The following is a 23419-nucleotide window of genomic DNA, read 5'->3' on the forward strand; positions in this document are numbered from 1 at the left end:
CCCCCCCTCCTGTCCGGCCGCAGAACGCCGACATCCTGAACCGCAGCCAAGTTGCAAGAGCCTCGTCCCATGGGAACCCCAGTCCATCCAAGCAGTACCCCCAGCCCCATCCGCCTGCAGGTCAATGCACGCGCATGCGAGGTGCCGGCAGCGCCCGGGACGGCGCTGCTGCATGTGCTGCGCAATGACCTGGAGCTGAACGGGCCCAAGTACGGCTGCGGCCTGGGCGAATGCGGCGCCTGCACGGTGCTGATCGATGGCGTGGCCGCGCGTTCCTGCGTGATCCCCGTGCGGGCGGCCGTGGGCCGCGAGGTCACCACGCTGGAAGGCCTGGGCTCGCGCCAGTGCCCCGGCCCCACGCAGCAGGCCTTCATCGACTGCCAGGCGGCCCAGTGCGGCTACTGCCTCAACGGCATGATCATGACCGTGGAGGCCCTGCTGCGCCGCAACCCCAATCCCACCGAGCAGGAGCTGCGCAACGAGCTGCACCACAACCTGTGCCGCTGCGGCACGCATGTGGAAATCATGCAGGCCGCCCTGCGCGCCGTGCAGCTGCGTGCGCAACGCGCCGCGCTGCAGGCGCCCTCCGGTTTTCCATCTTCCAGCGCGGGCGAGGTCCAGCCATGAGCCCGGCCGGCCACACTCCCGCCCTGCCTTCCGACCTGCTGCACGGCCTGGCGCTGCGCCCGCCCGTCGCGGCCTGGGACGGTCTGCGCTACCGGGGCAGCGTGCCCCTGCATGCACGGCTGCAGGACGCCCAGGCCATGGCCGGCGTGGTGGCCGCCGTGCAGCGCGGGCATTTTCTGGGCGTGGTGGCCGTGGCGCCTGTCCATGCCCGGCAGGCCGCTGCCAGCCTGGCCCCTGCCTGGGACGACCGGCAGGAAGCCAGGGCCGCCAGCGCGCCCCGTGCTGCCGACAGAGCCGACAAGGCTGGCAAGGCCGACCTGCCCGATGCCGGCCGCTATGTCTGGCGCATGGCGGCGCCCGTGCCTTGCGAGGGTGCCGCACGCGCAGCCGTGTGGTGCCTGGACGGCCATGCCAGCGTCTGGCTGCCGCCCTGCGACGCGGATGTGCGGCAGATGATCGGCCGTGAACTGGCCGCATTGCTGCAATGCCCCGAGTCCGCGCTGAGGCTGTTCAGCCTGCCGGCTACGGCGGCCGGCACCCCGCATGTGCTGGATCTCATGGACGCAGCGGCCGATGCGGCCCTGCTGTCCCAGGCCGTGGGCCGGCCTGTCAGCGTGGCCTGCGAGGCCTGGACTGCTGCGGGCAGCGCAGACAGCCGGGAGCTGGTGCTGCGCGTGGGTGCGCAGCCTTCGCAAGGGCTTGAAGCCGACACGGTGGTGCAGCCTCAGCCGGGCAATGCATCGCCGCAGCCAGACCTGCTGCTGTCCGACACGCCCTGGGCCGTGCGCCCCAGCATGGCGCGCCTGATGAGCCAGCCCGAGCTGGCGCGCGCCGCGGCCCTGGCCACCGTGCTCGATGCCGGCGAAGTGCATGAACGCCGGCAGGCCGCCAGCCTGCGGCATGCCGGCGTCGATGATCTGAATGCCGCCCAGGTCTTTGCCCGCGAAAGCCACTGGCATGAGCAGGCGCTGGACCAGGGCCGTGATCCGCTGCAATGGCGGCTGCAGCACCTGCCCGAAGGCCCGGTGCGCGATCTGGCCCGGCAGGTGGCCGAGCGTGCGCAGGCATCGCAGCAGGCACCGTCCCACGAGGGCGCCGATGGCCGCCTGCTGGGCCGGGGCTTTGCCACCGCCCAGCTGCAGACCCTGGACGCGCAGGGCGCCGACCTCCATGCCTGGAGCGCCTGGGTGGCCGAGGTGGCAGTGCACCCGCAAACGGGGCAGATCGAAGTGACCCGCGTCGTGGCCGGCCATGACAGCCGCAGCCTGCAGGCGGCGCAGGCCGCCAGCACGCGGCCCGAGATCGTCCAGCAGGACCCGCAACTGCTGGCCGATGCGCGCCGGCTGCTGGGCACGGCGCCCGCTTTTGACGACTGGGCAGGGGCCACAGCTTCCGCTGCTTCTTTCGATGTGATCGCCAAGCCCGGCTCCGACCTGGCGCAGCATGCGCCCGGCGATGTCGCGGTCATCCGCCAGGGCGATCTGGCGCTGGATGGCGTGGCCACGCTGCCCGCCGCCGCCGCCATTGCCAACGCCATTCACCATGCGACAGGCGTGCGCCTGCGCGAAGTGCCCTTCCAGCCAGAGCAACTGCGCCTGGCGCTGGCGGGCGAGGGGGCGGGCAGGCCCGGTGCGGCGCGGCCCGGCCGTGGCTGGGGCTGGCTGGCCGCAGGCGCCGCAGGCCTTGCCGGCATGGCGGCCATGGTCTGGCCGCTGAAGCCGGCCCTGCCGCTGACCGACGGGCCCGACGTTTCCCTGTACTCGCCGCAGGCCCTGGAGCGCGGCCGCCTGGTGGCGGCTGCGGGCGACTGCGTGGTCTGCCACACGGCCCCGGGCGGTGCGGCCAATGCCGGCGGCTTCGGGCTGGAGACGCCGTTCGGCACCATCTACTCCACCAACATCACGCCCGACAACGAGACCGGCATCGGCCGCTGGTCCTACGCGGCCTTCGAGCGCGCCATGCGCCACGGCATCCACCAGGACGGGCGCCAGCTGTATCCGGCCTTCCCGTACACGGCCTTCGCCAAGCTCAGCGATGGCGACCTGCAGGCCCTCTACGGCTACCTGATGTCCCAGCCCGCCGTGAAGGCCAAGGCGCCCGAGACGCAGCTGGCCTTCCCCTACAACCTGCGCCCGGCCATGGCGGGCTGGAACCTGCTGTTCCATGACGCCACGCCCTTCAAGGCCGACCCTGCGCGCAGCGCCGAATGGAACCGGGGCGCCTACCTGGTCGAAGGCGCGGGCCACTGCGCGGCCTGCCACTCGCCGCGCAATGCGCTGGGTGCGGAAAAGACCGGCATCCACTACCTGGGCGGCGGCGAGGCCGAAGGCTGGACGGCGCCCGCGCTCAATCAACTGGCCGGCGGCAAGCTGCCCTGGAGCCGCGAAGAGCTGTACCAGTACCTGCGCACCGGCTTCTCGGCCCGCCACGGCGTGGCGGCAGGCCCCATGGCGCCCGTCATCCACGGCCTGGCCCAGTTGCCCGAAGCCGATGTGCGCGCCATGGCCACCTATCTGATGGAACTGCCGGGCCAGGCCCCACAGGCCGCCCAGGCCGCCGCCCCGGCCATGCCGGCACCGGCCGCCGTGCAGGCGGCGGCGCCTGCGGTCGCACAACATGCCAGGGCCCTGGACCGCCATGCCAATGGCGAGCGCATCTACCAGAACGCGTGCGCGGTCTGCCATGAGGCGGGCAGCGGTCCCACATTGTTCGGCGTCAAGCCGCAGCTGGCTTTGAACACCAACCTGCACGCGGCCAGCCCCGACAACCTGGTCCAGGTGATCCTGAACGGCATACAGGCGCCGGCCGACGATGCGCTGGGCTACATGCCCGGCTTCGGGGACAGCCTGGACGACAGGCAGATCGCGGACCTGCTCGGATATTTGCGCGAACGATTTGCACCGGAGGAAAAAGCTTGGCCAGACGACACGAAGACGATTAACCGGCTGCGCATGCAGGCACAGGCGCATGCGCACTGAGGGCGGCAATGGGCAGCAATGGGCGGCGGCAGGGGCGATGCCGCGGATATGGACACCTTGCCCTGGAATCTCTCCAGGGCCTGGGTCCTGACATCTGATGCTGGGGACGGGTGATGGGCAACAACGGGCAGTGCTGTCGATGTGCAGCCTGTCCGCAATGCGCCCATCGCCCGGATGCAGAGACCGACATCCGGAAATTTTCCATCGGGCCATGGAGATGGCGCCGAGGGAGCGGTTCGCTCCGGATGTGTGAAGGGTGGAAGGCACGGCAGGAGACGGCAACACAAGCTGAACGGCCTTGCCTGGGAAAAGACAGATTCAACAATTGCGATGGCTAGAAAAGGAGTCCCTGCATGTCATCTACATACATTTCGGTGGAAAAAGGCATCCAGACAGCGGGTGTCGGCAAGTTCCAATATCGGCTGTTCGTCATCTTCGGGCTGGTCTGGCTGGCCGACGCCATGCAGGTGCTGTCCATCGGCTTCAGCGCGCCGTCCATTGCCAAGACCTTCGGCAAGACCGTGCCCGAGGCGCTGCAGACCGGCACCTTCTTCTTCATCGGCATGCTGATCGGCGCCTTCGTCTTCGGCCGCCTGGCCGATCGCATCGGGCGTCGCCCGGTGCTGATGATGGCCGTGGTGATCGACGCCTTTGCGGGCGTGGCCTCGGCCTTTGCGCCCGAGTTCGCCTGGCTGCTGGTGCTGCGCTTCATCACCGGCATCGGCGTGGGTGGCACGCTGCCCGTGGACTACACCATGATGGCCGAGTTCCTGCCCAGCGACCGCCGCGGCCGCTGGCTGGTGCTGCTGGAATCGTTCTGGGCCGTGGGCACCATCTTCCTGGCCATCCTGGCGCTGGTGGCCGTGTCCTGGGGTGACGATGCCTGGCGCGTGATCTTCTTCGTGACCGGACTGCCGGCGCTGATCGGCGTGGTGCTGCGCTTCTACATCCCCGAGTCGCCCATGTTCCTCAACCGCAACGGCAAGTCCGAGGAGGCGCGCAAGGTGCTGCAGCGGGTGGCCAAGGTCAACGGCACCACCGCGGAAATCCCCGCCCTGCAGCCTGAAAAGCAGGAGCGCAAATCCATCCTCGCGCTGTTCAACGGCGACCTGCGCCGCCGCAGCCTCTCGCTGTTCCTGGCCTGGGCGCTGATCTCCATCGCCTACTACGGTGTCTTCGTCTACCTGCCCGTCAAGCTCAGCAGCGAGGGCTTCGCCTTCATGCGCGGCCAGGTCTTCCTGGTGGTGCTGGCCCTGGTGCAACTGCCCGGCTTTGCGCTGTCGGCCTATGGCGTGGAGCGCTGGGGCCGCAAGCCCACGCTGATCGGCTTTTTGCTGCTCAGCGCCGTCGGCTGCATGTTCTACAGCCTGGGCTCGTCGCCCTTCGTGGTCATCGGCTCCACCCTGCTGATGAGCTTCTCGCTGCTGGGCACCTGGGGCGCGCTGTATGCCTTCACCCCCGAGGTCTACCCCACCGACCTGCGCGCCAGCGGCATGGGCATGGCCGGCGCCGTGGCGCGCTTCGGCGGCCTGTTTGCCCCGGCCATCATTGCGCCCATCATGGCCACCCACTTCACCCTGGCCCTGGCCGTGCTGTCTGCCATGTTGGTGGGCGGTGCCCTGTCGATCTGGGCCGTGGATGTGGAATCGCGCAACCGGGCGCTGGATTGATGACGGCCTGAGCTGACTGAAAGGTCGGCTCAGCAAAAAGGCCAGAAGGATTTTTCCTTCTGGCCTTTGTGTTTTTTTGGGGGCTGCAACGGCTCAATCCGCCTCGCCACCTTCCAGCATCTTCTTGAGCAAAAAATCCAGCGCCAGGCGCTCGGCCGGATTGAGCTTGCCGTAGGTGCTTTCGGTGATCTGCTTGGCGAAGGGCTCCATGTCGCGCACCAGGTCCTGGCCGGCCTCGGTGAGGTTGATGACGACCTTGCGGCGGTCGATGCGGTCATGGTCCACCTGCACCAGTTCGCGCTGCTTGAGGCGGTCCACCACGCCGCGGATGGTGGCCTGGTCGATCACGGTGGCCTTGACGATGTCGGCCAGCGAGCTGCCGCTGTTGTCGCGCACGGAGCACAGCACCACGAATTGCGCAGCCGTGAGCTGCGAGTCGGGAATGTATTGCTGGAAGAGTGCAGTGTGGCGCTGATAGACACGCCGCAGCAGGTGGCCGATCTGGTCTGAAAAATGATAGCCATCCTGTGGCGTCATGGCTGATGGCGGGTGGTTCATGGTGCGCGTGAGCTTATCAAAATTCACACCAAATACCGTGTGATTTGCGACAAGCCGGGCGCATTTGCCAAGTGGCGCAAACCCGCGCCGGCTGCGGCATCCGCAACACCTGGGGCAGCAGGCGCAGCACTGCCCGGCGGCTCATTTGCCGATTGAATGGCGCAATCATCCGTTTGAATTTGACGGCTTGCCCGGCAGGCCTTGAAATGGCATCAGAGACAAAGCGCCAGCGGACCGGACCGCGCCGCTCCCCACAACGAAAGCCAGCAGGGATACCCATGCCAGCCACACAAGGGAAGATCATTCCCATTGCCGTCCTCAATGCCGCTGTTGCCGGCAGCGCACTCGGCGCCCATGAGCGCGAGGCCGTCGAGCACGCCATTGCCGTCCATGCCCGGCGCCCCGGCCCCCTGATCGAGTTGCTGCACGCCGTGCAGGACATGCTGGGCCATATCCCCGAAGCCGCCGTGCCGCGCATTGCCGATGCGCTGAACCTCTCGCGTGCCGAGGTGCATGGCGTCATCTCCTACTACCCCCATTTCCGCAGCACGCCAGCGGGCCGCCATGTGCTGCAGGTCTGCCGCGCCGAGGCCTGCCAGTCGCGCGGTGCGGATGCGCTGCTGGCCCACGCAGGCCAGGCGCTGGGCTGCGGATCGAGTGGGCACGGGCACGGGCATGGGCATGGAACCAGTGCCGATGGCGCCGTCACGCTGGAGCCGGTCTACTGCCTGGGCCTGTGCGCGTCATCGCCTGCCGTGATGCTCGATGGCCAGCCCCATGCGCATGTCTCCGCCAACGGACTGGATGCACTTATCGCGCAATGCCGCCAGCCGGAGCAGGCTGGCGAGCCGGTGGCGCAGCCTGCGCATGCAGGGGCAGGGGCAGGCTCCGGCGTGCGCGTCTACGTGCCCCGCGATGCCGCCGCGCTGGCCGTGGGCGCTGACGCCGTGGCCGGCGCCCTGCAGCGCGAGTGCGCGGCGCGCGGCCTTCAGGTGCAGATCGTGCGCAACGGCTCGCGCGGCCTGCTGTGGCTGGAGACCCTGGTGGAAGTCGAGACGCCCGAAGGCCGCGTGGCCTACGGCCCGGTCACGGCCGATGCGGTGCCGGGCCTGATCGATGCCGGAATGCTGCAGGGCGGCAGCCATGCGCTGTGCCATGGACTGACCGAGGCCATGGCCTACCTGGCGCGCCAGGAGCGCCTGACCTTTGCGCGCGTGGGCGTCATCGATCCGCTGAACCTGGCCGACTATGCGGCCCATGGCGGTTGGCAGGGGCTGGAGCGCGCGGCGCGCATGGAGCCCGCGGCCATCGTGCAGGAGGTGCTGGATTCGGGCCTGCGCGGCCGTGGCGGTGCGGCTTTTCCGGCCGGCATCAAGTGGAAGACCGTGGCCGCCGCAGCGGGGCCGCAAAATTACATTGCCTGCAACGCCGACGAGGGCGACTCGGGCACCTTTGCCGACCGGCTGCTGATGGAGGGCGATCCCTACACGCTGATCGAAGGCATGGCCATCGCGGGCCTGGCCGTGGGCGCCACGCAGGGCCTGGTCTATGTGCGCAGCGAGTATCCGCATGCCATCGCCACCCTGCGCGAAGCCATTGCGCGCGCCGAGGCCGCAGGCTGGCTGGGCCGCGACGTGGCCGGCAGCGGGCGGGCCTTCCACATGGAGGTGCGCAAGGGCGCGGGCAGCTATGTCTGCGGCGAGGAAACGGCCATGCTGGAGAGCATCGAGGGCCGGCGCGGCATTGTGCGCGCCAAGCCGCCGCTGCCGGCCATAGCGGGGCTGTGGGGCCGGCCCACGGTGATCAACAACGTGATCACGCTGGCCACGGTGCCGCTGATCCTGGCGCGCGGCGCGGCTTTCTACCAGGGCTTCGGCATGGGCCGCTCGCGCGGCACCCTGCCGTTCCAGCTGGCCGGCAACATTGCGCGCGGCGGCCTGGTGGAAAAGGCCTTCGGCCTGAGCCTGCGCGAGCTTGTGGAAGACTTCGGCGGCGGCACGGCCACCGGCCGCGCCATCAAGGCCGTGCAGGTGGGCGGCCCGCTGGGCAGCTATGTGGCGCCGGCCGACTGGGATGCGCCGCTGGACTACGAGGCCTATGCCGCCAAGGGCAACGTGGTGGGGCACGGCGGCATCGTCGTGCACGACGACACGGCCGACATGGCGCAGCTGGCGCGCTACGCCATGGAGTTCTGCGCCATCGAGTCCTGCGGCAAGTGCACGCCCTGCCGCATCGGCTCCACGCGCGGCGTGGAGGTCATCGACCGCATCGTGCGCGCCGGCGCCGACCCTGCCGCCCACGCCGGCCAGGTGGCCCTGCTGGAAAGCCTGTGCGACACCATGCAGCACGGCTCCATGTGCGCCATGGGCGGGATGACGCCGTATCCCGTGCGCTCGGCGCTGAACCACTACCCCCAGGACTTCGGCATCGAGTCCACCACGGCCGCAGCGGCTGCCTGAACGGAGAACACCATGCTCGACCATTTGAAGCAAGCCGACTGGGGCACGCCCGCCAGCCCGTCCGAACGCCTGATCACCCTGGAGATCGACGGCCGCGAGGTCTGCGTTCCCGAGGGCACCTCGCTGATGCGCGCGGCCATGGAAGGCGGCGTCAGCGTGCCCAAGCTGTGCGCCACCGACAGCCTGGAGCCCTTCGGCTCCTGCCGCCTGTGCCTGGTGCAGATCGAGGGGCGCAAGGGCTTCCCGGCCTCGTGCACCACGCCGGCCGAGCCGGGCATGAAGGTGCGCACGCAAAGCCCGCAACTGCAGGAGCTGCGCCGCGGCGTGATGGAGCTGTACATCTCCGACCATCCGCTGGACTGCCTGACCTGCAGCGCCAACGGCGACTGCGAACTGCAGGACATGGCCGGCACCGTGGGCCTGCGCGAGGTGCGCTACGGCTTCGACGGCGCCAACCACTTCAAGGGCCAGGCGCGGGCCGAGGTCGATGTCTCCAACCCGTACTTCAGCTACGACCCCAGCAAGTGCATCGTCTGCAACCGCTGCGTGCGCGCCTGCGAGGAGACGCAGGGCACCTTTGCGCTGACCATCTCGGGCCGGGGGTTCGAATCGCGCGTCACGGCGGGGCAGGGCGGCAGCTTCATGGACAGCGACTGCGTCAGCTGCGGCGCCTGCGTGCAGGCCTGCCCCACGGCCACGCTGCAGGAAAAGACCGTGACCGAGCTGGGCCAGGCCGGGCACAGCGCCATCACCACCTGCGCCTACTGCGGCGTGGGCTGCGGCTTCAAGGCCGAGATGAAGGGCGAGCAGGTCGTGCGCATGGTGCCCTGGAAGGACGGCCAGGCCAACGAGGGCCATGCCTGCGTCAAGGGCCGCTTTGCCTGGGGCTATGCCACGCACAAGGACCGCATCACCCGGCCCATGGTCCGCGCGAAGATCTCCGACCCCTGGCGCGAAGTGAGCTGGGAAGAGGCCATTGCCCACACGGCCCGCGAGTTCCGCCGCATCCAGGCGAAGCACGGCAAGGATTCCATTGGCGGCATCACCTCCTCGCGTTGCACCAATGAAGAGGCCTACCTGGTGCAAAAGCTGGTGCGCACGGCCTTCGGCAACAACAACGTCGATACCTGCGCGCGCGTGTGCCACTCGCCCACGGGCTATGGCCTGGGCCAGACCTATGGCACCTCGGCCGGCACGCAGACCTTCAAGTCCATCGAGCACACGGACGTGGTCATGGTCATCGGCGCCAACCCCACGGCCGCGCACCCGGTGTTCGGCTCGCGCATGAAAAAGCGCTTGCGCGGCGACGGCCGGCGTGCGGGCGCCAAGCTCATCGTCATCGACCCGCGCGAGATCGAGCTCGTCAAGTCGCCCCACATCCGCGCCGACTACCACCTGCAACTGCGGCCCGGCACCAACGTGGCCATGATCACCTCGCTGGCCCATGTCATCGTCACCGAAGGCTGGCTGGCCGAGGACTACATCGCCGAGCGCTGCGATACCAAGTCCTTCGCGCAATGGAAGGAATTCGTGGCCCGGCCCGAGAACTCGCCCGAGGCCATGGCCGAGGTCACCGGGGTGGCGCCTGACCTGGTGCGCGGCGCCGCGCGCCTGTATGCGCTGGGTGCCGAGGACCACGCGGCGGGCACTCCCGTCAACGCGGCCATCTACTACGGCCTGGGCGTGACCGAGCATGCGCAGGGCTCGACCATGGTCATGGGCATTGCCAACCTGGCCATGGCCACGGGCAACGTGGGCCGCGAAGGCGTGGGCGTGAACCCGCTGCGCGGCCAGAACAATGTGCAGGGCTCCTGCGACATGGGTTCCTTCCCGCACGAGCTGCCCGGCTACCGCCACATCTCGGACAGCACGGTGCGCGCCGAGTTCGAGGGGGCCTGGGGCGTGGCGCTCAGCCCCGAGCCCGGGCTGCGCATTCCCAACATGTTCGAGGCGGCCCTGGCCGGCAGCTTCATGGGCCTGTACTGCGAGGGCGAGGACATCGTGCAGTCCGACCCCAACACCCAGCATGTGGCGGCCGCGCTCTCGGCCATGGAATGCGTGGTGGTGCAGGACATCTTCCTCAACGAAACCGCCAAGTACGCCCATGTCTTCCTGCCGGGCGCTTCCTTCCTCGAAAAGGACGGCACCTTCACCAATGCCGAGCGCCGCATCTCGCGCGTGCGCAAGGTCATGGCGCCGCTGGCCGGCTATGCCGATTGGGAGGTCACCCAGTTGCTGGCCAATGCGCTGGGCTACGCCATGCACTACACGCACCCGAGCGAGATCATGGCCGAGATCGCCGCGCTCACGCCCAGCTTTGCGGGCGTGAACTACGACAAGATCGACCGGCTGGGCAGCGTGCAATGGCCCTGCAATGACAGCACCGAAGAGGCCGGCACCTCCATCATGCACAGGGACCGCTTCGTGCGCGGCAAGGGCCGCTTCATCATCACCCAGTACGTGGCCACCGACGAGAAGGTCACCCAGCGCTTTCCGCTGCTGCTGACCACGGGGCGCATCCTGTCGCAGTACAACGTGGGCGCCCAGACCCGGCGCACGCACAACAGCCACTGGCACAGCGAGGACCGGCTGGAAATCCATCCGCATGACGCCGAGGACCGCGGCATACGCGACGGAGACTGGGTCGGCATCGCCAGCCGCGCGGGCGAGACCGTGCTGCGCGCCACCGTCACCGAGCGCATACAGCCCGGCGTGGTCTACACCACCTTCCACTTTCCCGAATCGGGCGCCAACGTCATCACCACCGACAGCTCCGACTGGGCCACCAACTGCCCCGAATACAAGGTCACGGCCGTGCAGGTGCTGCCCGTCCCCCAGCACGCCCAGCCGTCCGACTGGCAGCGCGGCTTTGCGCGCATGCACGAAGAGCAGATCGGCCTGTTGCAAGCCGCGCAGGCAGGCAGCATGGCCGTGGCAGGAGGCAAGTGATGGACAGCGCCAACCTGGTCCGCATGGCCAACCGCATCGGCGAGTTCTTCGAGGCCATGCCCGAGCGTGACGAGGCCCTGCAGGGCATTGCCGAACACATCCGCAAATTCTGGGAGCCCCGCATGCGCGCCGAACTGGCCCGCGTGCTGGCCAGCCCCGACGAGGCCCAGGCGCTCAAGCCCATCGTGCGCGAGGCGCTGGTGCTGCATCCGCTGACCTTGCCGTCGGCGGCGCAGGCTTAGCCAAACTGCTTCTTCTTCGCCATCTCCCGCGCCAGCTCCACAAAGCCGGCAGCCGCTGGCGACAGCCGTTCCATGCTGCGCACGGCCAGGCCGGTGACGCGGCGCTGGCGGGGCGAGAGGCTGCGGTAGACCATGCCTTCAGGCGCCTGCTCGGGCACGGCCAGGCGTGCGGCAATCGCAATGGCGTGGCCCTGGGCCACGAAGCCCTGCATGGAGGACATCTGCTCGAAGTGGTAGATGGCCGCAGGCTGGGCGCCGGCCTCGGCCAGGAAGCGGTCGATGTGCGCGCCCGACCCGGCCGAGGTGCGCACAAAGGCCTCGCCCTGCAGGTCGGCGGCGCGGATGCTGCGCTGGGCCGCCAGCCGGTGCGATGCGGGCAGCAGCGCCACCAGTTCGTCTTCCACCAGGGGCACGGTCTCGAAGCGCTCATCGGGCAGCACGACGAAGCCGATCTCCACGCGCCGCTCCAGCAGCCACTTGACCACGGTGTCGTCGTTTTGCTCGTCGATCTGCACCAGCACGGCGGGCTGGCGACGCCGGTACTCCGTGATCAGCGGGGGCAGCAGCCGCAGCGAAGAGGTGGCGCCGAACGAGGCCACGCGCAGCGTGCCGCGCGCCATGCCGCGCTCGGCATCGGCCTCCTGCCGCAAGGCCTCCTTTTGCTGGAGGATGTCGTTGGCGCGCTGCAGCAGCCGCGTGCCTGCGTCGGTCAGCGGGGAGTGGGGGCCTTCGCGCCGCACCAACTGCACCTGCAGCTCGCCTTCCAGCGCGCGCAGGGCATGGCTGACGGCGCTCTGGGTAATGCCCAGCAGCGCGGCCGCGCGCGAGAAACTGCCGGCGCGGGCCAGCGCCGCGAACACTTCGAGCTGGGTGAAGGTCATGGGATCACAGTGTTTGGGTCATGAGCATTCGCTCATTTGTCTATGAATCGATATGAGCACATAGTACGCGCCATGAATTTTCAACGCTTCTTCGGTCCCCACCTGCGGCTTGTCGGCATGGCCCTGCTGTGGGGCGCTTCCTGGCCTGCGGGCCGCGTGGTGGCACAGAACATGCCGCCGCTGGCAGCCGCCAGCCTGCGCTTCCTGCTGGCCGCCGCCGTGCTGCTGCCGTGGCTGTACTGGGCCGGTGGCATGGCCGGTCTCAGGCACTGGAGCGCCAAACGCTGGCTGGGCATGGCGGCCGCTGGTGCCACGGGCGTGTTCGGCTATGCGGCCTTTTTCCTCATGGGGCTGCAGCATGTGCCGGCCGGCAAGGCGGCCCTGGTGATCACGCTCAACCCGGTGCTCACGCTGGCGCTGGCGGTCTGGCTGTTCGGCGAGAGGCTCAACCGCACCATTGCCCTGGGCATGGCGCTGGCCGCCTGCGGCGCCGTGGTGGTGATCTCGCATGGCCAGCCGCTGGCGCTGCTGCAGGGATCGGTGGGCGCGGGCGAGCTGCTGATCCTGGGCTGCGTGGTGTGCTGGGTGACCTACACCCTGATCGGCCGCTGGCTGCTCACGGGCGTGGATGCACTGTCGGCCACGGCCGTGACCTCGACCATGGGCGCGGCCATGCTGCTGGTGGCCAGTCTGGTGGTGGAAGGGCCGGCCGGCCTGCAGGCTGCCGTGCTTGGCAACGCAACCGCCTGGGGTGCGCTGGCCTTCCTGGCCTTCGGCGCCACGGCGCTTGCCTATGCCTGGTACTTCGATGGCGTCAAGGCGCTGGGCGCGGGTGCGGCCTCTGGCTACATCACCCTGGTGCCCGTGATCGGCGTGGCGCTGTCGGCGCTGTGGTTGGGCGAGAGCATCGATGCCAGCATCGTGCTGGGCGGCGGCATGGCCGTGGCCGGCACGGCGCTGATGAACTGGGGGCGCAGGCCGGCGCCCGCCCCGCGCATGCAGGGTGCGCAGGCGGCAGTCCGCAGTTGACGTGTCAGGTGCCGCGCCTGGCGCGGATGGCGTTGCGCGCGGCGCGCAGCAGCTTCAACTGGAGCCAGGATGCGGCCAGCAGGCCTGCCGCAACGATGAGCCAGTGATGCAAGGCAAACCCTGGCTGGTGAAAGCGCACGGGCAGATCGACTGCCTCCACCAGCACGCCGATCTCGATGAACGCCAGCAGGCCTGCCATGGCGGCAAGCCAGCCGGGTTCGCGCTGCGATGGGCCGGCTTGGGACCGCTTTCGGCGTCCTGCCAGCCTGAAGAAAATGCCCAGGGCGATGGTGCCCAGAATCAGGGCCAGCACCAGCTTGCCCAGCAAGCTGGCTGCGGCCGCGCCGCCCAGGGACAGGATCAGGCCCACGATTTCGGCCACGGCTTCGAACCGTGCCGCAAGGGCCTTGCGGATGCGCAACAACATGGCAGCCTTCCTTCAGCGTCCGTGCGCTTCAGAAGGCCGTGTGCTGCAGCATGGTGATTTCCTGAGCTTGCCCATCCCGTCCCCCTGGTTGTGTGATCCGGCGAGCGTATCAAAACCTGTCGGGCGACCGGAAGCGGCCCAGGCTCAATCCATGCTGATGTTGCGCTCCGTGATCACCTTGGTCCAGCGCACGGACTCGGCCTGCAGGTGCTTGGCCGCTTCCTCGGGGGTGGAGCCCACGACTTCGGCGCCGATGGCCTTGAAGCGTTCGAGCACGTCGGGCTGCTTCATCTCGGCCACGAAGACCTGGTTGAGCTTCTTGACGATGGCCGGCGGCGTGCTGGCGGGCATGAAGACGGCGAACCAGGGCGAGACCTCGTAGCCCTTGATGCCGGCCTCTTCCATGGTGGGCACGTCGGGCATGCTGGACGAGCGCTTGGCCGTGGTCACGGCCAGGGCGCGCAGCTTGCCCGACTGGATGTGCGGGCGCGCCGAGGTGATGGAGTCGAACATGTAGTTGACCTGTCCGCCCAGCAGGTCGGAGACGGCCGGGCCCGATCCCTTGTAGGGGATGTGCAGGATGTCCACGCCGGCCAGCGAGTTGAACACTTCGCCCGCCAGGTGGATGGAGGTGCCGTTGCCGGCCGAGGCATAGGTCAGCTTGCCGGGCGAGGCCTTGGCGGCGGCCACCACGTCGGCCACGCTCTTGACGTTGGGCTGGGTGGAGTTGCTGACCAGGATGTTGGGCACCACGGCCAGCACGCCCACGGGGGCGAAGTCCTTGATCGGGTCGTAGCTGAGCTTGCGGTACAGCGGCTTGTTGGTGGCCATGCCGATGGAGGTGATCATCAGCGTGTAGCCGTCGCCGGGCTGCTTGGCCACGAAGTCGGCGCCGATGTTGCCGCCGGCGCCGGGACGGTTCTCGATCACGAAGGGCTGGCCCAGCGTGCGGCCGGCCTTCTCGCCCAGGGTGCGCGCGATGGCGTCCATGGCGCCGCCCGGCGGGAAGGGCACGATCCAGCGGATGGGCTTGCTGGGCCAGTTGGCCTCGGGGGACTGCGCATGGGCGGCGGGCATCACGGCGGACAGGCACAGGCCTGCGGCTGCGGCGGTCAGAAAACGGCGTTTCACATTCACTTCAGTTGTCTCCGAAAAATTTGGTCTTGGTTTGGGCTGTGCTCAGGCGATGGCCGAGGGATGCCTTGCCAGCGGCGTGACCTGGATGTCCATGTAGGGGAACAGCGGCAGGCCCTGCAGCAGCTCGTGCAGCTCGTCGTTGGAGGCCACGTCGAACACGCTGTAGTTGGCGTACTCGCCGACCACGCGCCAGATGTGGGGCCAGCGGCCGTCGTGCTGCAGCTGCTGGGAATAGGCCTTCTCGCGGGCCTTGATCTCGGCTGCCACGTCGGCGGGCAGGTCGTGGGGGATCTTCACGTCCATGCGGACCAGATAAAGCATGTTTGTCTCCAGGAGGAATGAAAGGAATTCAGGTCGCAGCCCCGGTCCGGGCCTGCCCCATGTCGAAGTGCTGCGGCTGGCTGCCGGCCAGCGCGCGGTCGAAGCGCGCGAGTTGCTGCAGGTCGATCTCCACGCCCAGGCCCGGCCCGTCGGGCAGTTGCAGCTCGAAGTCGCGGATGGCCATGCGCTCGGTGACGATGTCGTCCACCAGCAGCTGGGGGCCGAACAGCTCGCAGTTGTAGTGCTGCCCGCCCAGCGTGGCAAAGACGTGGGCCGAGGCGGCCGAGCCGATCGAGGTCTCCAGCATGGTGCCGCCGTACCAGCCGATGTCGGCCGCCTGGGCAATGGCCGCCACCTTGCGCGTGCGCAGCAGGCCGCCGTGCTTGGCCACCTTGAGCGAGAACACATGGCTGGCCTGCTCGCGCGCCAGGCGCATGGCGTCGTAGGGCGTGCACACGCTCTCGTCGGCCATGACCAGCGCGCCCTGCAGCGTGGCGGTCAGCTCGCGCAGCGCGGGTACGTTCCAGCCGGCCACGGGCTGCTCGATCAGGGTCACGCCGGCATCGATCAGCTGCGGCAGAAAGCGCCGCGCCGTGGCGCCGTCCCAGGCCTGGTTCACGTCCACGGTCAGCGTGGCGCGGCCCTGCAGGCCGCGTGCGATCTCGCTCACATGGGCCACGTCGGCCTCGGGCGTGCGCGCGCCGATCTTCATCTTGAAGATGCGGTGGCGCTTTTGTTCCAGGCGCAGATGGGCCTCGGCCAGGTCGCGCTCGATGTCGCCGCTGGCCAGCGTCCAGGCCAGGGGCAGGCTGTCGCGCTGCTTGCCGCCCAGCAATTGCCACAGCGGCAACTGCAGGCTGCGGGCCACGGCGTCCAGCAGCGCGATTTCCACGGCGCTCTTGGCAAAGGCATTGCCCTTGCAGGCCAGGTCCATGCGCGAGAGGCAGGCCTCGAAGCGCGCGCCGTCCTGGCCGATCAGGCTGGGCGCCAGATGGTTGGTGATGGCGTGGTGGATGCTCTCGGGCGATTCCTCGTTCCACGACGGGCCGCCGATGGTGGCGGCCTCGCCAAAGCCCGTGGCGCCATTGCGCAGCCACAGCTGCACGATCACCGGGCTTTGCCGGCTGATGGAGCCGAACGACAGCTTGTGCGGACGGATGGTGGGAATGTCGAGGATCCGCGCCTCGATGCGCTCGATCAGGAAACGGTCTTGCATGGCAATGGCGTGTGTCTTGGCTGGCGGCGGCTGCCGGCGATGGACACAAGCGTAAATCCATGCATTGTGTGGATCTATTGAATTATTTGTGAGAAATCATTCGATGGTGTCGATGTATTGAATGCCTGCGCGGCAGGCAGGGGGCGCGGCAGCCTTGTGCTGCGCACGCCCTCTGGCGACTGGATCAGAAACTGCTGCGCAGCGTGACCATGATGCTGCGCGGCAGGCCGTAGTAGTTGCTGCGCGTGGCCGTGCCCACGCGCTCCCAGTAGACGCGGTCGAAGAGGTTGTCGATGTTCACGGCCAGCTTGACCTTGGGGGTGAGCGGGTAGGCGGCATAGACGGACCAGACGCCGTAGCCGCCCGCGCGCCAGCGCACGGTGCCCAGGGTGTCGTAGAACTCGCTGACGGCGCGCACGCCCGCGCCCAGCTCCAGCCCCTGGGCCACGGGGCCGGCCACGCGGTAGCGCGCCCACAGGTTCACGCTGTGGCGCGGCGACATGGTGCTGAAGTCGGTGCCCGTCTGCGTGACAGTGCCCTGCAGGTATTTGGAGCGCATGTAGGCGTAGCTGGCCGCCACGTCCCAGCGCGGCGACAGCGAGCCGACCACTTCGGCCTCGAAGCCTTCGGAGCGCACCTTGCCTGCGGGGATGACGAAGGCGGCATCGCCAGGATCGGCCAGCGCGCGGTTGGTGTCCTGCATGCGGTACACGGCGGCGGTGGCATTCAGGCGTCCGTCCAGCAGGCTGCCCTTGATGCCGGCCTCCACCTGCCGGCCCTCGCGCGGGGCGATCTGGCCGCCGCCGGCCAGGCGCCCGCTTTGCGGCTGGAAGATGCGCGACTGGCTGGCGTAGAGCGTCCAGCTGTCGTTCAGATCGAAGAGCACGGCGCCGAAGGGCGTGAACTGGCCATCGACCTCGTAGCCCGAGCGCGTGTTCTGCAGCCGATCCGAGGTTTCTGTCTTCCACCAGCTCTTGCGCGCGCCCGCCACCAGGGTGAGGGCCTGCGTGGGCTTGATGCGCAACTGGCCGTAGACGCCGCGCAGGCTGGTGCGCGTGATGTCGTCGGCAAAGGGCTTGAAGCTGGGCTCGGGGATGGAGGAGGGGTCGTAGTGGAACAGGTCGGCCGGCGTGTTCATGGCGCCGCGCAGCATGCGCAGGTGCATGTTGGAGCTGCGGTAGTCCGCGCCCGCGATGAAATGGTGCGTCTGCCCGGCCCATTGCCAGGGCGTGCTGTAGTAGATGTCGGCCGTGGTGTCGGCGTAGTCCCGGTCCACGGTCTGGGCCTGGGTGAAGCGGCTGATGCCGGTGTCCGAGACGGCCGAGTAGCCGTTGATGTACTTGTCGCGCTGCTGGCGCAGCACGCGGCGCGCGGCCACCTTGAACAGGCCGCCGCCGTCGAGCCGCGTCTCCGACTCGATGAAGCCGGCCAGCGATTCGGGCGCGGCGCGGCCCCAATCGGCGGCAATGGCCACGTCGCGCGGAATGGGGGCCAGCCTGCCGTCGGCGTGGGCGGGCAGGCCGGTGTCGTAGTTGCCCCGGCCGCGCTGCCAGGTGGCGCCCACCGAGACCGTGCTCTGGGAAGTGATGTCCAGCTCCACCGTGCCATACAGGGCCTGCTTGTGGCCGTCCATGGCCATCACGGGGCTGCCGAAGTTCTCGTGCAGCGCCACCACCCGGCCACGCAGGCGGCCATCTTCGGACAGCGGGCCGGTGACATCCACCTCGGCCCGCTTGCGGCCCCGCGAGCCCAGGCCGATGGCGCCCTGGCCCTGGTAGTCCGGCAGGGCGCGCTTGCGCACCAGGTTGAGCATGACGCTGGGCTCGCCCGCGCCCGAGAACAGCCCGGCCGGCCCGCGCAGGGCCTCGACCCGGTCGAACAGGGCCAGGTCCAGCGTTTCCTGGGTGGCCGGGTTGCCGCTGACGGTGAGACCGTCCAACTGGTAGGTGGAGGACTGGTAGCCGCGCGAGAGGATGTCGCTGCGCCCGCCCGTGCTGCTTTGCCGGCGCACGACGATGCCGGGCACCACCTTGGCGGCTTCGGTGAGCTCCACGAAGTTCTGGTCATCGAGCTGCGCGCGCGAGATCACGGATACGGACTGCGGCGTCTCCCGCGCCGTCAGCTCGATCTTGGTGGCCGCGCTGGCATAGGGCGCCCGGTAACTGCCCGTGCCTTCCGTGCGGCCGTCGCGCAGGGCCGTGGCCGTCACCCGCACTTCGTCCAGCGCGGTCTGCGGGCGCGCCGGGGCGGGGCGCAGCAGCCAGCCGCCCTGGGGCTGGGCAGAGGCTTGCAGGCCGCTGCCGGCCAGCAGGCGCTGCAGTGCCTCGGCCGGCTCCAGGCGGCCCTGGACGGCGGGCGCGGTCTTGCCTGCCAGCAGGGCGCTGTCGGCCGCGATGCTGGTGCCGGTGGCGCGCGCCAGGGCCTTGATGGCGTCGGACAGCGGCTGGGCCGGCAGGTCGATGTCGGCAGGCGCGGCCAGGGCTGGCGTGCAGGCCAGTGCCGCCGCGCAGGCGAGCAGGGACAGGCAGGCGCGTGCCGGGCGGGAGGAAAGAGGGCGGGCGGGCATGGCGGGAACGTTCTCCTGGAAATCGGTTGTGCTCGCCTGTATGACGGAGCAGCCCGCCGGATCCCTGATGTGTGTTGGCCGTTTTTTTCAGTTTTTCCGGATTTTTTCCGGCGCCGTGCTGCGCGGGGCCAGCCAGGTGGCGCCGTCGCGCTCCTGCACGCGCACGGCGGCGATGCGCGGCAGCGCGTCCAGGAAACTCTCCACATCGGCGCGCTGCACGGCGGCCGTGATGCGCGGCCCGCCCGTGCCGTCGGCTACGGCCGCACGCACGGGCTGGCGGCGCCAGCGCGACAGCGTGGCCGCGATCTCGCCCAGCCCGGCGCTGTCGAAGACGATGAGGCCGCGTTCGATGGACGAGAAGCTGTCGCGCGCATCGCGCTGCACGCGACGGGGGCGGGGGCTGGCGTGGGCACCATCGGCACCGGGGACAGCACCGGCGCTTTCGTCCGGCAGTTCCCCCACTTCGCCAGCCTGCAGCAGCAGGGACGGTTCTCCTTCAGCACCTTTCACCGCCAAACGCACCGTGCCATGCTCCACGCTCACCCGCACCAGGCCCGGCAGGCGGTTGACGGTGAAGCGCGTGCCCAGCACGGTGATGCGCGCCTGGCCTGCGTCGATGGTGAAGTGGCAGTCTGCATCCCTGGCCACGTCGAACAGGGCCTCGCCCTGCTCCAGCACCACGGCGCGCCGGCGGCGCGTGTAGCGCGTGGCGATGCGGCTGGCCGGTCCCAGGGTCAGCACGCTGGCGTCGGGCAGGTTCAGCACGATGCGTTCGCCAATCGCACTGTCGCGGGCCAGGGCGAACACGGTGGCGTCCTGCCATTCAAGCCAGCCGCGCCATGCCAGCAGGCCCGCCGTGCCCAGGCCGGCAACGCCCAGCACGCCGCGGGTGATGGCTGCGCGGCGCGTGTTGCGGCGCTGGCGTGCGGCGGTGTTCACGGCCGTGGCCAGGGCCTCGGTGCGGGGCGTGGAGTCGAAGTCCTGCCACAGCGCCTCGAAGGCGGCGTATTCGGCGGCGTGGCGCGGGTCGGCGTCCATCCAGGTGCGCCAGGCGGCGGCGTCGGCGGCGCCGGGCTGCGCTCCCGCATCCCGGTGCATGCGTATGAACCAGCGCGCGGCCTCTTCGCGCGGCGTGGTCATGGCGCGAGCAGCTCGCGCGCGGCGCGCAGGTCCAGCAGGGCGCGCATCAGGTGGCGCTCCACCATGTTCAGGCTGATGCCCAGCGTGGCGGCAATCCTGGGCTGGGAATGGCCTTCCACCTTGCACAGCCAGAACACCTCGCGGCAGCGCGGGGGAAGCCCTTCGATGACCCGCTGCGCAGCGGCCAGGCGCTGCTGCAGATCGGCCAGCACCTCGGCAGAAGGCGCGGTGAATGCTTCCTGCACGGCGATGGCGTCCGTGCGCCTGCCGGGGGCCGTGGAGTCCGGCTCGCCTGCCAGGTCGGGCAGGGGCACGAAGCGGCGTTCATGCGCCATCTGGTCCGCGAGCACGGTACGCGCCACCACGCGCAGATAGGCGTGCGGCTGGGCGATGCCTTCATGCCTGCCGCTGAGGGCGTAGCGCACGAAGGCGTCATGCAGCACATCCTGCGCACGGTGGATGCAGCGCGTGCTGCGCCAGATGGCGGGCAGCAGGCTGCCGTAGGCCCAGCGCAGGTCCAGGCCCAGCCAGGCTGCGGGAGTCGGATGGCGTGTCATACGAACGGGAATGGAGGCCGGGCGTGCCGACCGGCAGGTTCAGGGAGCAGGGTTGCGGCATTCTAAATGAGACTTTTTCTCATTTGTTGCCGAATGCCCACGCGCGCTCTGCCCTGTCTGGCTCCGCTACAGCAACTCCGCCGGCCGCGTCTCCGATGCGCCGGTGCGGCAGGGCAGGGTGATGCGAAACAGCGACCCGCCTTCGGAGCGGTTGCTGGCGGCGATGGTGCCGTCCATGGCGTCGATGATCTTGCGGCAGATGGCCAGGCCCAGGCCGGTGCCGCCCGAGCCGTTGCGGGTTTTGCTGGACTGCACGAAGGGCTGGAAGATCTTGTCCAGCTCCTGCGGCGGAATGCCCGGCCCCTGGTCGGAGACGGCGATGCAGATATCGCCCTGCTCATCGATGCGGCCCTGCACATCGATGCGCCCGCCGATGGGCGAGAACTTGATGGCATTGGCCAGCACATTGCGCACCACCTGCTGGAAGCGCACGGGGTCGGCCTTGGCGATCAGCGGCGTGTCGTCGAGCTCCAGCCGCAGGTCGATCAGCTTTTGCTGCTGCTGCGGCTCCAGCTCGCGCACCACGGGCCGGATCAGGCTCCTGAGGTCGGTGCGCTCCACGTGGATGGTGCCCACGGCGCTTTCCAGCTTGGCCACGTCCAGCAGGTCGTTGACCAGGGCCAGCATGCGTATGCCCGCCTCGTGGATGTCGTTGAACATGTCGGCCATGGCGGGATTGCCGCGCGAGCGCAGGCCGCCCAACTCGGCAAAGCCCATGATGGACTGCAGCGGGGTGCGCAGCTCATGGCTCATGTTGGCCACGAATTCCGATTTCACGCGGAAGGCCTCTTCGGCCGCGTCGCGGGCTTCGCGGGTGGCATGCTCGGCTGCGCGGAATTCGCTCACGTCCACAAAAATGCTGAGCACGCCGGTGATCTGGCCCTGGGCATTCTTGACGGCTGCCTTGGAGATCTGCACATCGCGGTAGCTGCCGTCCACATGGGGCAGCCGGGCCTCCACCATCATGCGCTGGCCCGAGCGCATCACGACCTGGTTGCTGCGCATCTGCAGCAGGGCATCGTCGCGCGCGTGCAGGCCCTTGATCTCGTGGCCGAGCACGGCGTAGCGGCCCCGGCCGAAGAAGTCCTCCCAGGCCTTGTTGACCAGGGCCACGCGCTGGTCCGCGTCGGTGACCAGCATGGGCAGGGGCGTGGTCTCGAACAGCAGATGCTGGAAGGCCAGCTGGGTCTGCAGCTCCTGCTGGGCCTTCCAGCGGGCGGTCACGTCCACGGCGCTGCCGGCAAAGCCCACCAGCCGGCCGTCGCGCAGCAGGGGAACCACGGCGATGTCGCAGAGCATCTCCCGGTTGCCCGGCAGGCGGAACATGGCCTGGCAGTTGCGCGGTGCCAGCCGGGCCAGGGGATCGAGCAGGGCCTGGATCTGCGCCAGGTACGAGCCGTCCACGATGTTCTCCAGCGGCTGGCCCACGGCCTCGGCGCTGGGCTGGCCGGTCAGCTGCTCCCAGCGCGCGTTCACGAAGGTCAGCAGTCCCTGGCTGTCGGTGCGAAAGATCAGCTCCTGCACGCTGCGCATGAGCACGGCCATCTCATGCTCGCTGCGCGCCAGGCGCGCCTGTGCCTGCTCCATGGCCTGCAGTGCCGACTTCTGGACCCTGCGGGTCTTGAGCACCGACCAGCTCAGTCCCAGCACCAGGGCCAGCAGGGCCACGCCGGCCACGAAGAAGGCAAAGGCGTTGTCCCGCCAGCGCGCCACCATGGCCGCGTAGGGCTCCTCCACCACCAGCAGCAGGGGCCAGTTGCGCACGGTGCGGAACGACACGATCTGGTGGCGCCCCAGCATGCCCGCGCCGATGTAGGAGCCGAATTCGCTGTGCGGCAGCCATTCCTGGAACAGCGGCGTCTGCAGCGCGGCGGCCGCCTGCACGCCCGTGCCCTCATTGGTGCTGGCCAGGGGTCGGCCGTCATAGGTCAGCAGCACGGCCTCGTAGCTGAGGGTCTCCAGCGTGGACTGGTAGAAGTTGGCCACGGCGTCGGGATTGATCAGGGCCACCAGCACGGCGGGCATGCCGTTGTCCTGGTGGAAGGTCAGCAACTGCGGCAGAAAGGACACGCCGCGCGGCGTCGGATGCGCCCGTGGCGCCAGCGACGACAGGCTGCGGCCGGGCACCAGCCGGCCCAGCTGGGGCTTGCCGGGGACGAGGACGGCCGCCTTGTCGTGCAGCAGATCCTGCGTGTTGATCTGCTGGCCGGCCTCCCCGGCCTGGGTGCTGGCCAGGATGAGGCCCTTGTCGTCGATCAGCGCCATGCTGCGCAGGTAGGGCAACTGGGCGATCAGCAGGGCCATGGCGGCCTCGCGCGTGCCGCGCCCACTGCCTGCGGCCACGATGGCCGGGTTGTGAGCCAGGCTGGCCAGGGCCATTTCGGTGTTCTCGAAGGTCTTGGCCGTCTGGTCCTCCAGCACGCGGGCCAGCAGCGAGGCCTGGGACTTGCTCTGGTCCGCATCGGCATGCAGCTGGCTCCAGACGAAGAGCACCAGTCCGGCAAGCACGCACAGTGCAAAGGTCAGCACCAGTGCCTTGATGTGGGCACTGCGCCGGGCTCCGAGAAAATGATGCGCGGCAGCTCGTTCAGACATGATGAAG

The 23419-nt window shown here is 69.2% G+C and carries 17 protein-coding genes; 7 read left to right on the top strand and 10 right to left on the bottom strand.

Features of this window, described 5'->3' with window-relative positions; translation table 11 throughout:
- The first annotated feature begins 69 nt into the window (after positions 1-69).
- The 3 genes from ACUTR7_RS15760 (at position 70) to ACUTR7_RS15770 (ending at position 5275) form a co-directional block, all read left to right on the top strand.
- Positions 70-627: a (2Fe-2S)-binding protein gene (locus ACUTR7_RS15760; RefSeq protein ID WP_012203779.1), complete on the top strand. Its 558-nt coding sequence runs from the start codon at positions 70-72 to the stop codon at positions 625-627.
- Positions 624-3605 carry a c-type cytochrome gene (locus tag ACUTR7_RS15765; RefSeq protein ID WP_445609203.1) on the top strand — a complete coding sequence of 994 codons (2982 nt, stop codon included), beginning with the start codon at positions 624-626 and terminating at the stop codon, positions 3603-3605. Before ACUTR7_RS15760 ends, ACUTR7_RS15765 begins: the two co-directional genes overlap by 4 nt.
- A 353-nt stretch (positions 3606-3958) precedes the next feature.
- Positions 3959-5275 (top strand): MFS transporter, encoded by a 1317-nt coding sequence (locus ACUTR7_RS15770; protein ID WP_012203781.1) that lies wholly within the window; start codon positions 3959-3961, stop codon positions 5273-5275.
- A gap of 93 nt (positions 5276-5368) precedes the next feature.
- Here the strand turns inward: ACUTR7_RS15770 and ACUTR7_RS15775 are convergent, their stop codons facing one another.
- Positions 5369-5812, bottom strand: coding sequence for a MarR family winged helix-turn-helix transcriptional regulator (locus ACUTR7_RS15775; protein WP_016449026.1), 444 nt, complete (start codon positions 5810-5812; stop codon positions 5369-5371).
- A 299-nt stretch (positions 5813-6111) separates the two neighbouring features.
- On the opposite strand from ACUTR7_RS15775, the gene ACUTR7_RS15780 reads away from it, so the two are divergent.
- Genes ACUTR7_RS15780 through ACUTR7_RS15790 form a run of 3 tightly spaced genes read left to right on the top strand, consistent with a single transcriptional unit; the run spans position 6112 to position 11483 of the window.
- Positions 6112-8292, top strand: a complete 2181-nt coding sequence (locus ACUTR7_RS15780) for a formate dehydrogenase subunit gamma (protein WP_445609204.1) — start codon at positions 6112-6114, stop codon at positions 8290-8292.
- 12 nt (positions 8293-8304) lie between these two features.
- A complete protein-coding gene (gene fdhF, locus ACUTR7_RS15785) occupies positions 8305-11241 on the top strand; it encodes a formate dehydrogenase subunit alpha (RefSeq protein ID WP_445609205.1) in 2937 nt (978 codons plus the stop codon).
- Positions 11241-11483, top strand: a complete 243-nt coding sequence (locus ACUTR7_RS15790; protein WP_013803888.1) for a formate dehydrogenase subunit delta — start codon at positions 11241-11243, stop codon at positions 11481-11483. Before fdhF ends, ACUTR7_RS15790 begins: the two co-directional genes overlap by 1 nt.
- Here the strand turns inward: ACUTR7_RS15790 and ACUTR7_RS15795 are convergent.
- Positions 11480-12364, bottom strand: coding sequence for a LysR family transcriptional regulator (locus ACUTR7_RS15795; RefSeq protein WP_315532742.1), 885 nt, complete (start codon positions 12362-12364; stop codon positions 11480-11482). The genes ACUTR7_RS15790 and ACUTR7_RS15795 overlap by 4 nt on opposite strands.
- Before the next feature lie 72 nt (positions 12365-12436).
- On the opposite strand from ACUTR7_RS15795, the gene ACUTR7_RS15800 reads away from it, so the two are divergent.
- Positions 12437-13393: a DMT family transporter gene (locus ACUTR7_RS15800; RefSeq protein ID WP_445609206.1), complete on the top strand. Its 957-nt coding sequence runs from the start codon at positions 12437-12439 to the stop codon at positions 13391-13393.
- A gap of 4 nt (positions 13394-13397) precedes the next feature.
- Here ACUTR7_RS15800 and ACUTR7_RS15805 read toward each other — a convergent pair whose 3' ends face one another.
- The 8 genes from ACUTR7_RS15805 to ACUTR7_RS15840 all read right to left on the bottom strand — a co-directional run bounded on the left by ACUTR7_RS15805 (position 13398) and on the right by ACUTR7_RS15840 (position 23412).
- Positions 13398-13820 (bottom strand): hypothetical protein, encoded by a 423-nt coding sequence (locus ACUTR7_RS15805; RefSeq protein WP_392459270.1) that lies wholly within the window; start codon positions 13818-13820, stop codon positions 13398-13400.
- A gap of 144 nt (positions 13821-13964) precedes the next feature.
- Positions 13965-14957, bottom strand: coding sequence for a Bug family tripartite tricarboxylate transporter substrate binding protein (locus tag ACUTR7_RS15810; protein ID WP_445609207.1), 993 nt, complete (start codon positions 14955-14957; stop codon positions 13965-13967).
- 42 nt (positions 14958-14999) lie between these two features.
- Positions 15000-15278: a muconolactone Delta-isomerase gene (gene catC, locus ACUTR7_RS15815; protein ID WP_012203794.1), complete on the bottom strand. Its 279-nt coding sequence runs from the start codon at positions 15276-15278 to the stop codon at positions 15000-15002.
- Positions 15279-15306: 28 nt separating this feature from the next.
- Positions 15307-16494 (bottom strand): muconate cycloisomerase family protein, encoded by a 1188-nt coding sequence (locus ACUTR7_RS15820; RefSeq protein ID WP_230356400.1) that lies wholly within the window; start codon positions 16492-16494, stop codon positions 15307-15309.
- A 184-nt stretch (positions 16495-16678) separates the two neighbouring features.
- Entirely contained in the window at positions 16679-19060 is a 2382-nt protein-coding gene (locus ACUTR7_RS15825) for a TonB-dependent siderophore receptor (RefSeq protein WP_353177540.1), read from the bottom strand.
- Positions 19061-19147: 87 nt separating this feature from the next.
- Positions 19148-20200 (bottom strand): FecR family protein, encoded by a 1053-nt coding sequence (locus tag ACUTR7_RS15830; protein ID WP_445609208.1) that lies wholly within the window; start codon positions 20198-20200, stop codon positions 19148-19150.
- On the bottom strand, positions 20197-20757 hold the full coding sequence (locus ACUTR7_RS15835) for an RNA polymerase sigma factor (protein ID WP_034390819.1): 561 nt from the start codon (positions 20755-20757) through the stop codon (positions 20197-20199). Before ACUTR7_RS15835 ends, ACUTR7_RS15830 begins: the two co-directional genes overlap by 4 nt.
- Positions 20758-20883: 126 nt before the next feature.
- Positions 20884-23412, bottom strand: coding sequence for a sensor histidine kinase (locus ACUTR7_RS15840; protein WP_013803879.1), 2529 nt, complete (start codon positions 23410-23412; stop codon positions 20884-20886).
- Positions 23413-23419 lie beyond the last annotated feature (7 nt).

The organism is Delftia sp. NA_296.1, assembly GCF_052692095.1.